General features: G+C 60.4%; 12 protein-coding genes and 3 pseudogenes. 10 read left to right on the forward strand and 5 right to left on the reverse strand.

Annotated elements, in window-relative coordinates:
• Nucleotides 1-118 precede the first annotated feature (118 nt).
• Both DEM27_RS33140 and DEM27_RS34890 read left to right on the forward strand, forming a co-directional pair.
• Nucleotides 119-916, forward strand: a pseudogene (locus tag DEM27_RS33140) (2-isopropylmalate synthase); the annotation flags it as partial.
• Between the two features lie 120 nt (nucleotides 917-1,036).
• Nucleotides 1,037-1,171, forward strand: a pseudogene (locus DEM27_RS34890) (GNAT family N-acetyltransferase); the annotation flags it as partial.
• Nucleotides 1,172-1,276: 105 nt separating this feature from the next.
• On the opposite strand, the gene DEM27_RS33150 reads toward DEM27_RS34890, so the two are convergent.
• Nucleotides 1,277-2,248 (reverse strand): GlxA family transcriptional regulator, encoded by a 972-nt coding sequence (locus tag DEM27_RS33150; RefSeq protein ID WP_109462489.1) that lies wholly within the window; start codon nucleotides 2,246-2,248, stop codon nucleotides 1,277-1,279.
• A gap of 136 nt (nucleotides 2,249-2,384) precedes the next feature.
• Between DEM27_RS33150 and DEM27_RS33155 the strand changes: the two genes are divergently transcribed.
• The 5 genes from DEM27_RS33155 (at nucleotide 2,385) to DEM27_RS34500 (ending at nucleotide 5,523) form a co-directional block, all read left to right on the forward strand.
• Entirely contained in the window at nucleotides 2,385-3,536 is a 1,152-nt protein-coding gene (locus DEM27_RS33155) for a DJ-1/PfpI family protein (RefSeq protein WP_109462490.1), read from the forward strand.
• Nucleotides 3,537-3,729: 193 nt separating this feature from the next.
• A complete protein-coding gene (locus DEM27_RS33160) occupies nucleotides 3,730-4,173 on the forward strand; it encodes an SRPBCC family protein (protein WP_109462491.1) in 444 nt (147 codons plus the stop codon).
• Between the two features lie 124 nt (nucleotides 4,174-4,297).
• Complete coding sequence (locus tag DEM27_RS33165; RefSeq protein ID WP_109462492.1) at nucleotides 4,298-4,582, forward strand: putative quinol monooxygenase; 285 nt, start codon at nucleotides 4,298-4,300, stop codon at nucleotides 4,580-4,582.
• A gap of 24 nt (nucleotides 4,583-4,606) precedes the next feature.
• A complete protein-coding gene (locus DEM27_RS33170; RefSeq protein WP_109462493.1) occupies nucleotides 4,607-4,969 on the forward strand; it encodes a nuclear transport factor 2 family protein in 363 nt (120 codons plus the stop codon).
• 2 nt (nucleotides 4,970-4,971) lie between these two features.
• Complete coding sequence (locus DEM27_RS34500) at nucleotides 4,972-5,523, forward strand: GNAT family N-acetyltransferase (RefSeq protein ID WP_109462494.1); 552 nt, start codon at nucleotides 4,972-4,974, stop codon at nucleotides 5,521-5,523.
• 910 nt (nucleotides 5,524-6,433) lie between these two features.
• Here DEM27_RS34500 and DEM27_RS35320 read toward each other — a convergent pair.
• Both DEM27_RS35320 and DEM27_RS35325 read right to left on the reverse strand, forming a co-directional pair.
• On the reverse strand, nucleotides 6,434-6,745 hold the full coding sequence (locus tag DEM27_RS35320; protein WP_128755629.1) for a hypothetical protein: 312 nt from the start codon (nucleotides 6,743-6,745) through the stop codon (nucleotides 6,434-6,436).
• A 73-nt stretch (nucleotides 6,746-6,818) separates the two neighbouring features.
• Nucleotides 6,819-6,976, reverse strand: a pseudogene (locus DEM27_RS35325) (IS3 family transposase); the annotation flags it as partial.
• Nucleotides 6,977-7,267: 291 nt separating this feature from the next.
• On the opposite strand from DEM27_RS35325, the gene DEM27_RS33195 reads away from it, so the two are divergent.
• The gene (locus tag DEM27_RS33195; RefSeq protein ID WP_109462497.1) at nucleotides 7,268-7,504 is read left to right on the forward strand and encodes a helix-turn-helix domain-containing protein; all 237 of its coding nucleotides are present in this window, start codon (nucleotides 7,268-7,270) and stop codon (nucleotides 7,502-7,504) included.
• Between the two features lie 6 nt (nucleotides 7,505-7,510).
• Here the strand turns inward: DEM27_RS33195 and DEM27_RS33200 are convergent, their stop codons facing one another.
• Nucleotides 7,511-8,329: an acyltransferase family protein gene (locus tag DEM27_RS33200; protein ID WP_165823740.1), complete on the reverse strand. Its 819-nt coding sequence runs from the start codon at nucleotides 8,327-8,329 to the stop codon at nucleotides 7,511-7,513.
• The gene (locus tag DEM27_RS33795) at nucleotides 8,281-8,565 is read right to left on the reverse strand and encodes an acyltransferase family protein (RefSeq protein ID WP_128755630.1); all 285 of its coding nucleotides are present in this window, start codon (nucleotides 8,563-8,565) and stop codon (nucleotides 8,281-8,283) included. Before DEM27_RS33795 ends, DEM27_RS33200 begins: the two co-directional genes overlap by 49 nt.
• Nucleotides 8,566-8,872: 307 nt before the next feature.
• On the opposite strand from DEM27_RS33795, the gene DEM27_RS33205 reads away from it, so the two are divergent.
• Both DEM27_RS33205 and DEM27_RS33210 read left to right on the forward strand, forming a co-directional pair.
• Nucleotides 8,873-10,126, forward strand: a complete 1,254-nt coding sequence (locus DEM27_RS33205) for an O-antigen ligase family protein (protein WP_165823741.1) — start codon at nucleotides 8,873-8,875, stop codon at nucleotides 10,124-10,126.
• Nucleotides 10,127-10,191: 65 nt separating this feature from the next.
• A complete protein-coding gene (locus tag DEM27_RS33210) occupies nucleotides 10,192-10,413 on the forward strand; it encodes a DUF1403 family protein (RefSeq protein WP_245446306.1) in 222 nt (73 codons plus the stop codon).
• The last annotated feature ends 215 nt before the right edge of the window (nucleotides 10,414-10,628 follow it).

The raw sequence follows: 10,628 nt of genomic DNA on the forward strand, positions 1-10,628 counted from the left end.
CGCAGGGTCATCATGTCGTCGGTCATCGGTGATCTTTCCTTCAGGTTGGTCTTGAACAACCCGACCCTACCGGAAAAACACTGGTGACCGCCGATACCCTGATACACCACCTCCTGGGACACGATCTGACTTCGCGCTGGAGATTTGCGAACGCGTGCTCGACGTGTGGCAGCCGACGCCGGAACGCCCCGCGATCCTGAACCTGCCGGCGACGGTCGAAGTGGCGACGCCCAATGTCTACGCCGACCAGATCGAATGGTTCTGCCGCAATATCTCCCGTCGTGATGCCGTGGTCATCAGCATCCATCCGCACAACGACCGGGGAACCGCCGTGGCCGCGGCTGAACAGGCCTTGCTCGCCGGCGCTGATCGTATTGAAGGCTGCCTGTTCGGCAACGGCGAGCGAACCGGCAATGTCGACCTGGTGACGCTGGCGCTGAACTTCTACACGCAGGGGATCGATCCGAAACTCTACTTTCCGGCCATCCGCGACGTGGTGAAAACCGTGGAGCATTGCAACGGGTTGCCGGTCCATCCGCGCCATCCCTATGCCGGCGAGCTGGTGCATACCGCCTTCTCCGGCTCGCATCAGGACGCGATCCGCAAGGGTTTCGCTGCCCATGGACAGCGCAATGACGGCATCTGGGAGATGCCTTATTTGCCTGTCGATCCGGCAGACATCGGGGAGACATATGAGGCGGTCATCCGCGTGAACAGCCAGTCCGGCAAGGGCGGTGTCGCCTGGGTGATCGAACAGGACAAGGGCCTGAAACTGCCACGGCCACTCCAGGTCGACCTCAGCCGTCGTGTCCAGGAATTCGCTGACAGCAGCGGCAAGGAAATCACAGCCGCGATGATCTGGTCGATCTTCGAGCAGGCCTATCATTTGACAGGCCCACAAGAGTTCGAGCTGGTCGAAGTCTGGCCGCCCCTCAAGCTCTCAACTTCCCGAAAAGGAAACAAACATGCGTGTGCAGTATGATCGCGACGCGGATCTCAACCTGATCAAATCGAAGAAAATAACAATCGTCGAGGCGCCATCCAAGCTTACGAAAAATGCGGCTTCGTCATTGACGGCCGGGAAAGAGAGGCAGCTTTCGTGAACGATTCCTGGCACGACGATGTCATGATGGGGCTGCTTGAAGGCGAGTTTTCGTCGCAGAGCTCCTGAATGCCGCTATGTCGCAAGTTTGGACAAAGTGCCCCAAAACCCTCCAGGCAGGTGCTTGTGGACAAACCCTTAGCCCTGGTCACGCAGATTTCTTATGATCGGCACTCACAGTTCAGCGTGCATGTCGCGGAACAACCTCGGGGCGACGCCAAAGCGACGCTCGAAGGCTTCGGCCAGGCGGGTGGGCGGGAACAGGCCCACTTGCGCCGCGACCGTTTTCTGCGATAGCCCGCGCGACAGAAGCATACGCGCGGCGTCGAGCCTCGCGACCTCGACGAAGCGGGCCGGCGTCTCGCCAGTCGCCGCCACGAACCTGCGATGGAACGTGCGTTCGCTCATGCTCGCGCGGGCCGCCAGCGACGGCACGTCCAGGGCCAAGTCGAGGTTCGAGTGTATCCAGCCGATCAGGTCGATAAATGGACTGTCGCCCTTCACCTGCGCCTGCAGCACCGGGCTGAACTGGGACTGGTAACCGGGGCGCCGGGCATAGAGGACGAGCCGCTTGGCGACCTCGCCGGCAATCGTCGCATCGAGGTCATGTGTGACCATCGCCAGCGCCATGTCGATCCCGGTCGTCACCCCGGCCGATGTCCAGAGCCGGCCGTCGTTGACGTAGAGTGCCTCGGGATCGACTGTGACCTTCGGAAAGGCCTTTGCAAAGGGCGTGCAGGAATCCCAATGGGTTGCGACGCGACGGCCGTCGAGCAGTCGGAGCGCCGCCAGCACAAAGCCGCCGGTGCAGACGGAGCCGAACCGTTCGGCCTTGCTGATCAGTCGTGGGAGGGAAGCCCGCAGGACCGGGTCTGCCACCGCCTGCATCAACGGCTCGCGCTCGGCCCCGGCAACCAGAACGGTCCGGGCCTGTCCGTATCGAAGTTCGGCGATCGGTCGCGTCTCGACCGCGACGCCGGCGCTGCTTTCGACAGCGCCGCCTTCGGTCGAAGCGATCACGACATTGTAGAATTCCGGCTTGCCGCGCTGGCGCAGGGCGCGGTTGGCTCCGTTGAAGACGGATGCCGGCCCGGAAACATCGAGCAGCTCGAAACCCGGATAGACGATGAAGGCCACAGGATGCATTGGCAGAAATTACCATCCTTTTGTCATTTCTGCCATGGGCCGTAATTGCTAGATTCGGCTCAGCCGATGAGAGCGCCGGAAGGCCGGGCAACCGACCGAAGGCGCTTCCCGTTTCATTCGCTGGAGAAGCTCTGCCATGTCCAGATCCTGGCTCATCCGGGGCGGCGTCGCCCTCGTCGTCCTCTCGCTGGCCGGCTTCGGCGGCTGGGTGCTCAGCCTGCCTTCCGCAACGGCTGCGGCCGAAGCGCCAGCGGTGCCGCAGGAGGAGATGGACGCCATGCTGGCCGCATTGAAGCCACCGAAGCGGCAACGGCCTCTGATCGCCATCATCGGAATCAATGATGCCACCGAGACGACCGACTACCTCATGCCCACCGGCATTCTGCGCCGCGCCGACGTCGCCGACGTGGTGATGCTGGCGACCGGTCCGGGTCCGGTGCGGCTCTATCCGGCGCTTTCGGTAGAGGCGGATGCGACGATTGCGCGGTTCGACGCCGAGCATCCGCAAGGCGCCGACTATGTGATCGTGCCGGCCATGGAACCCCACGACGATCCGGCTGCGCTGGCCTGGATCAGGAGCCAGGCGGAAAAGGGCGCGACCATCGTCAGTGTATGCGTCGGCGCCACCGTGGTCGGCGCGGCCGGCCTGCTCGACGGCAAGCGAGTGACGACACACTGGTACTACCTCAAGCAGATGCGCGACGAGGTCCCCATGGTCCGGTATGTCGCCGACCGAAGGCTGGTGGTGGACGGCACGGTTGCGACGACGACCGGCATCACCGCCTCCATGCCGATGATGCTGATGCTGATCGAAGCGATTTCCGGCCGGATGAAGGCGGAAGCGGTCGCACATGACCTCGGCCTCGAGCAATGGGATGCACGGCATGCGAGCGGTGCATTCAGGCTCACCCGGCCGTTTGCGACGACGGTGCTCGCCAACCGGATGGCTTTCTGGAACCGCGAGGAGCTCGGCATAAGGCTGGAGCGGGGTATGGACGAAGTATCGCTGGCGCTGGTTGCCGACGCATGGTCGCGAACCTACCGTGCGAATGCGACGAGCTACGCCGGTTCGCCGGACGTGGTTGTGACCATGAACGGCGTCCGCATCGTGCCCGACCGGTCGGGCGCGAACTGGCCGGAAGGCCGGCGCGTGTCGGCCTTTCCCGGCCGCAAGCCGGCCGATGCGCTCGACCTCGTGCTCGACGCAATCACCGCGCGCTATGGAGCGCGCACCACCGATGTGGTCGCCATGCAGCTCGAATATCCGCAGAAGACCGCAGACCAATGACAAGTCGGAACGGCGCCCGGATTTATTGCGATGGCCTGTCGGATCCTCTCGCCTTCGTTCGTCTTAACTGCATCGGGCGGCAATTGGCCGCCCGCGAGATGCGCCACAGCACGACTGTTTGAACTCCTGCTCCGATCTCACCGCTAAGGACGATCGAGCAAACCCGATGAAACTGAACCCCAGGGAGAGTTCCATGCCCAGCACTATCCGCCTGCACCGCGTCATCGCCACGAAGCCCGAGAAGCTGTATCGCGCATTCCTCGAACCGGACGCGGTGGCGAGCTGGCTTCCGCCATACGGGTTTGTCTGCACCGTCCATGAGCTGGATGCAAAGGTCGGCGGCAAGCACAGGATGTCGTTCCGGAACTTCACGGCTGGCCACAGCCACTCCTTCGGCGGAACCTATCTGGAGCTCGTTCCGGGCGAACGCCTCGTCTACACCGACAGCTTCGACGACCCCGGCCTGCCGGGCGAGATGGTGGTGACGGTGACGTTGAAGGCTGTGTCCGTGGGCACGGAGGTCAACATCGAGCAGCAGGGTGTGCCGGACGTGATTCCCGCCGAGGCCTGCTATCTCGGCTGGCAGGACTCGCTCGACAAGCTCACGAAACTCGTCGTGCCCGAGATTAGCGAGTAGGCGGACGACCGGGTCGGCGTTCGGGGACGGATGGACGTCCGGGATGGTCCTCAACAATCCCGGCCAGCCGGCGCCGCTACCTGCTTGACAGAAACAACCCATCGGCGTTTCAAGGAGGAAACCCATGATTATCATTGCCGGTTATACCCGCACTGACGCTGAGAAGCGGGACGGTGCAGTGGAAGGTTTCAAGAGCATGGTCGAACGCGCGAGGACGTATGACGGCTGTCTCGACTTCTCCATAAGCGCAGACGCGGTCGATCCAACGCGCGTCAATCTCTTCGAATGCTGGCGCGACCAGGCCACGCTGGACGCCTGGCGCAAGGTTGCGAGAGCAGGGCCGAGGGGCAAACCCCGGGAGGTCGCCGTAAGCCTCTATCGCACCGACAAGGCCGAAAAGCCTTTCTAGGCCCCGTTCTCAAGAGGTGAAAAGATGAATGCCGACAGCAAAACCACCCTCGAAATCGTCACCCGTTTCCATAATGCGTTCGAAAGGCATCGCCCTGAAGATCTTGATGATCTCATCGGTGAAGACTGCGTTCTCGAGAATACCGCGCCAGCACCGGATGGTGCGCGCTACGAAGGGCGTGAGGCTTGTCTCGACTTCTGGAAGGGGATTGCATCCTCTGCGAACCTTGTCTTCGAAGCAGAGGAGATTTGGGCCGGCGAGGATCGCGGAATCATCCGTTGGCAGCTTCGCTGGAGCAAGAGCGAGGCGGATCGGATTCGAGGGGTAAACATCATGCGCGTACGGGACGGAAAGATCGTTGAAGGTCTGGGATACGTCAAAGGATAGACATGCCCCTGCTCGGCGTACTGAAAGGAAAAAATCTTCAGCTCCGGCAAGCTTCTGCAGATGACGTGGAAGCTCGCCTTTCCTTGGGTAATCATGCAGAAATAATCGAGATGTTTGGAGTGAGCCGAGGCGCTGTACGTCCTTTGACAAGAGACGGTGCGCTGCGCTGGGTGCAGAGGCTCATCGATCATCCTTATGCCTGGGTGATCGAAGTCGGCGGCAGGCTCGTCGGTGAGATCAGGCTGGATAATGTCGCTCTCCATGACCGACGTGCTTCGATGGCCGTTGGAATTCTCGACCCGACGCTGCTCGGCCAAGGCTTGGGCAGCGAAGCTATTTCCTTGATCCTGCGACACGCTTTTGCCGACTTGCAGCTTCATCGGGTCGGAGTCCGGGTGCTTGCCTACAATCAACGCGCCATCCGAGCTTATGAAAAATGCGGTTTCGTCATTGAAGGCAGGGAACGAGAGGCAGCTTTCGTGAACGGTGCTTGGCACGACGATGTCTTGATGGGAGTACTCGAGCACGAGTTTCTGCCATTCGACTGGACGTAAAAGCCGCGCCAACTAAAGTTGGTGGAGCCTCCTACCGCCTTCTTTACGCGGTCGCCGTCTACGACGATCATCTTGTTGTGCTGCAGCTTGCCCATATGCTGGCGTTTGACGTTCTCGGCGCCGGCGGATGCGATCAGGATGTCGGCGGATCGCGTTTCGCCCGAATGGGCCGCGCCGTGCTTTCCATCGTCGTCAATGATGATCTTCAATCGGCCTCCGAGTTGTCGTAGCCGATCGACGAAACCGCGCTCGCTGAAATCACAGGCCACGACGTAGACCCGTGCGCTGGGATCGGCGATTGCCTCGTCCAGGGTCTCATTGATTGCGCGCCGCCTTCGAACCCCATCCACGCCAATGCCTGCTCCGCCTTCGCGCCTGAGCTCTATGTCGGCGGTCTGAGGTTCTTCATAGCTCAGCCGTCGTGCCACATCCATGAAGACCGGCGTGACCATATAGGTGTATTCGCCGCTCTTCTTGGCGTCGAACGGGAAGTGAACCCAGCGAAACTTCTGTATTGGCGACAGCCGCGAAGACAGCTTGTTCGGATTGCCCGCACCATCTTGGTCAGGAAACGCGATGCGATTGGATACTGCGAGAAACCGCGTGCCGCCTGGAGGCCGGTATTCAATCGCGAATCCAACAAAGTCGGGCGGCGGCGGACCGCCGCGCCAGTTCATAGCGACCAAGGCCATGCCTTCGCCCCGATGAACCCTTAGAGAAAAAAGCGAGCTCGCGCTTTTGCCGTTGACCTGGAATTCGCCAGCCATGCGCGCGCCCTACCACAAGCTCAGCGCCACCGCTGCGAATAGTGCACTAAGTAAAAGCGATAGTCCGAAAACTTATCACGTTCTGCAATGCTAAAGCCTCGTTCACAAAACGTGAATCGTTATCTATTTGCGTTCAGTGGATTTCAAGATTCCCTCCTTGGCTGAGGTGTTTCATGGGCAAATTGCATTCTCTTGATATCCGTGAGCGGGTTGTTGCAATGGTTGAAGCAGGATATTCCTGCCGTGCAGCAGCGCGCCGTTTCGCCATTGGTGACAGCACGGCCATCCGCCTCATGCAGCGCCGGCGCGAGACGGGAGCCGTATCGCCACCCCGCCAGGGTTGTCCGTCCGGCAGTGGCAAGCTTGCGGCCTATCGGCGCTTTCTGATTGCTCAGCTCGAGGCCAGACCCGACATCACCATGCCGGAACTGGCCGATAGACTTGACGAGGTCCATTGTCCGTCGTCGAATGATTTGAGGCTTTTTGGTCTTTGGAAGATTGGAGTTTGCGGCTCGGTTTGCGTGTTGATTAAGCCGCTTTGGCCTTGTGGTTCAAGCGGCGCTGTTGATCGTGTCTCGTTTGATCTTTTCGCGTTCGAGCAGGATGGTCTGGCCGCGTCCGAAACAGAGGTCAGCGGGGGTGAGATTGTCGAGGCTCTCGTGGTATCGGCGATGATTGTAGTGTTGTTTCTCGGAGCAATCCACGCAGATGATTGTTGTCGAACCCCTTGTCGGCCAGCAACGCCTCCATGTCGACCTGCTCCTGGCATGGCTGGCATCGCCATGTCTCGCTCGTCATGCTTGCATTCGCCATGACGGCGGCGATCCGCCATCGCGCCAATGCCGCGACGCCCCCAAAAAGCGCGATGAAACGAATACCGAAAGGGCTCCGGCTCTGATCCGCTGGTCGATCCAGGAAATCCGACGGATTGCAACACGTCTTGCGCGACGACATATCGAACCTGCACATATTATCGCATGGTCGCTTTGGCGTCGGGCACATCAAGCCGTAGCCACACAAGCTCACATCAAATCAAAATCGCAACTGTAATGCTAGGGCAGTCCGGCCTGCCCATGTGCCATATCGCCGCCGAATGCGGATTTTCCGGCACCGCGCATTTCACCCGCCAGTTCCGCGCCGCCAAGGGCCTGCCGCCGATGCGCTACCGGCGCGAGTTCAAATCGTCCGCGGCGGGCGGCTATGCCGGGCCTTGAACGGCTTCAGGCGGGAACGGTGACGGGCGGGGCGGAGCGCTTCACGATGTTCCGCCCGGCCTCGATCATCGGCTTTTCGATCACGCGATGCAGCACGATGGCGACGGCGACCGAGGCGCAGTAGCAAATGACGAAGAGCGCCAGCCACGGCAAGGCGATGTTCAGCTTCGACAGCGCCAGCACAACCACATTCATCGCCAGAACATGCGTGAGATAGATTGCGTAGGTCAGCCGTCCGGCGGCGGCGAGCGGAGGCAGGGAAAGAGCCCGGTTCAGCCACCTTTTCTCGCCAAGCCAGAGGCTTCCGATCAGGCCGGCGGCGAAGAAGGAGATCAGTACGTTCCACAGGTACGGATGCGGAGAGACCAGCGAATCCGCATAGGCGATCGCAATTCCCGCCAGCGGCATCCAGATGGCGCTGCGCGAGCGGAGCCAGTCTGCGAGGCCCTTCGACTGGGATGCGGCGACCGCCAATGCCGCGCCGAAGCTCAGGCCCGCATAGCCGCGGATCAGAAGTTCCGGGTTGCGCCCGATCCAGGTCAGCACCAGCAGGCAGCTCACCAGCGCGATGCCGGCCAGCAGGCGGTTCTTCCACAGCAGCACCATGATCAACGGCCAGATGATGTAGAATTTTTCCTCGATGCCCAGCGTCCAGGAATGCCCGAACAGGGTTCCATCTTCTTGATGCATGTATTCGCCGTTGAAGGTTCCAAAATAGGGAAGCCCGTTGCGGAAATCGATGATTTCGGCATCGCCTCCCGTCAGGTAGCCGAGGCTTATCGCCGCCAGTCCGTACAGGACGATAGTGACGGCATAAAGCGGCACGATGCGGAAGACGCGCGGATATAATAGGAAGAAAGCTTTGCCGCCTTGCCGACGGTGGTGTCATGGATCAGCAGCCAGGTTATCAGCCACCCGCTGAGAGCGAAGAAGATATCGACGCCCACCGAGCCGTTAATGGCCCAAGGCGTGCCGGGAATATGGTTTGCCATTGTAAACAATATGCAGAGCGCGCGGATCCCGTCGAGTTCCGGCTTGTAACCAGCATGAGCGGCGTTCATGGTCGATCTTCTATCGTTGTTTGACCGGGTTTGATCTTTTCGCATTCGGGAATGGCGTAAGAATATCCGCTAATAATTGCGCATGGCGTTGAATAATGGAACCACGGAACTTCCGCTTGCCGCTTCTAATTCATATTTGCGTTAACGGTTGTAATTGTGCGAATGCCGTAAGAGCTGCAGCGCGGTGACGAATTATTTACCATTCTCGGCAAGATTGAACGGGCAGATGCGCCTGTAACGGCAGGCCGCCGCTCGGATCTGGAACATGACATCGCCGAAAATCGAGAGCTTCGCGATCTATGCGCTGATGGGCGTGTCGCTGTGGAATCCGGGGGCCAATTCGCTGTTGGGCGGGCTGGGAGAGCCGTTGCGCTATGCGCTGTTCGGCGGCCTTTCCCTCGCGATCATCGTCTATACCTATATCACCCGCGGCATCCGAGTTTCGCTATCGGCCGAATGGACTCTGCTGCTCGCTTTCCTGGCTTATACGATCGCTTCGGCGGCCTGGAGCGAGGGCGGTGCGAGCGCCATGATGAAGGCCACTCTGATTTCCCTGACCGTGATGGTATCGATCTGCATCGTCAACCTAAAGTGGCTCGATGAGATTCTGGTCATCCATTACCGCCTGGTAGGCTGCTTCGTGACGGCATGTTTCGTGACCGTGCTGCTTTTCCCCGACATCGGCATCGAAACGGGCTGGGAGCTGGAGGGTGACTGGAAGGGGCTGGCGGGTCAGAAAAACGAGCTTGGCGCTCTCGCCGCCTATGTCGTGGTCAGCTCGGTTGCGATACCTCTGCCTAAAAGCCGGATCGCCGTGGCGATCCGGGTGGTGGTGTTTGCGATCGCCGGGACTTGCCTTGTGTTTTCAGGATCGCGAGGCGGCCAGCTCATCGCGGTCATCGGTATTGCAGCATTGATCGCCTCCCGGCTTCCCAAAACGGCGCAGCGTGTGTCGCTGCTGCTGTTGCTCGCCTGCATGATACCGCTTCTTCATCTCGTCGCGTCGACGATTTCGCTGACGGACGACAGGATCGGGGTGCTGGGCGCGACATTCAATACCAGCAACCGCACCACGCTATGGTTCTATGGCCTCGAACAATTGCGCGACCGCCTGTTTCTCGGGTTTGGCGTCGGCGGCTTCTGGACCACGCCCCGGCTGCTCGCTTTTCAGGACACCCATGGCTGGGTGCTGGACAACTTCCACAATGGCTATGTCACGATCCTGATCGAAGGCGGCCTCGTCGGCTTGCTGCTGCTCATGGGCGCGCTCGCCTTCATAATGCTGCTGCTGCTCATGGCGATCGGCCATCTGCGCGATGCCCATCTCAGCCTGGGCTTCGCCTTCGTCGTCATGACGCTCGTCAGCAATGTGGTGGAAAACCTGATCGGCCGCTCCACCTCCCTGTCCTTCATGACCTTGCTGATCGTCTGTTTTTCCATCCATGCTTATGTAAGCTGGCTTGCCGGCAGGCAGACGGATCAGGATTTCTCCTATCCGCGCGGCTATCGTAACGATCTGCTTGCGCGTCTCTTCGGATTGCAAAAAGTTAACAAAGCATGAAAGTGGCATCATTCAGGCCATAGCTGCGGCCGCGATCGAGGTTTGCGACAAGCCCTGCCGAACTCTTGAAGCTGGCTTGGGACGATCGACTTGTTTCGGCGGTCGACCACGCCGATGACGCGCTGCAGTCCGGCCGTCCCGCGTCGCTTGCCGCGGTGGACTTGGTGAGCGCCATCTATGCGGCGCGGCCGGACGCCGAGCGGCTCGCCTGGATGTTGGCCGATCTGCCGATCGCCGCGCGGCTGAAATGGGATTTTGCCGTATCGCTGCTGATGGCCCAGCGCTAGATCTCGCGCCCGAGCCCTATTGTCGGCGGTCTGAGGTTCTCCATAGCTCAAGCGCTCATCGTCTACAGGGGGGTGAAGATTGGACGCTGATAAGGGAGGTGCGGACGAATTCTTGGACTAACAGGAGATAGTTCATGTATTCGTACGAAGACCGCATGAGGGCCGTGCAGCTCTACATCAAGCTCGGCAAACGCGTGAAGGCCACGATCCGTCAG

Source organism: Rhizobium album, from assembly GCF_003122325.1.
Taxonomy (GTDB): domain Bacteria; phylum Pseudomonadota; class Alphaproteobacteria; order Rhizobiales; family Rhizobiaceae; genus Metarhizobium; species Metarhizobium album.

Bases quoted from the DNA above. Each gene is read 5' to 3' on its own strand.
- DEM27_RS33150 (WP_109462489.1), bottom strand. From the start codon at position 2,248: ATGCATCCTGTGGCCTTCATCGTCTATCCGGGTTTCGAGCTGCTCGAT.
- DEM27_RS33155 (WP_109462490.1), top strand. From the start codon at position 2,385: ATGTCCAGATCCTGGCTCATCCGGGGCGGCGTCGCCCTCGTCGTCCTC.
- DEM27_RS33160 (WP_109462491.1), top strand. From the start codon at position 3,730: ATGCCCAGCACTATCCGCCTGCACCGCGTCATCGCCACGAAGCCCGAG.
- DEM27_RS33165 (WP_109462492.1), top strand. From the start codon at position 4,298: ATGATTATCATTGCCGGTTATACCCGCACTGACGCTGAGAAGCGGGAC.
- DEM27_RS33170 (WP_109462493.1), top strand. From the start codon at position 4,607: ATGAATGCCGACAGCAAAACCACCCTCGAAATCGTCACCCGTTTCCAT.
- DEM27_RS34500 (WP_109462494.1), top strand. From the start codon at position 4,972: ATGCCCCTGCTCGGCGTACTGAAAGGAAAAAATCTTCAGCTCCGGCAA.
- DEM27_RS35320 (WP_128755629.1), bottom strand. From the start codon at position 6,745: ATGGACCTCGTCAAGTCTATCGGCCAGTTCCGGCATGGTGATGTCGGG.
- DEM27_RS33195 (WP_109462497.1), top strand. From the start codon at position 7,268: ATGGTCGCTTTGGCGTCGGGCACATCAAGCCGTAGCCACACAAGCTCA.
- DEM27_RS33795 (WP_128755630.1), bottom strand. From the start codon at position 8,565: ATGAACGCCGCTCATGCTGGTTACAAGCCGGAACTCGACGGGATCCGC.
- DEM27_RS33205 (WP_165823741.1), top strand. From the start codon at position 8,873: ATGGGCGTGTCGCTGTGGAATCCGGGGGCCAATTCGCTGTTGGGCGGG.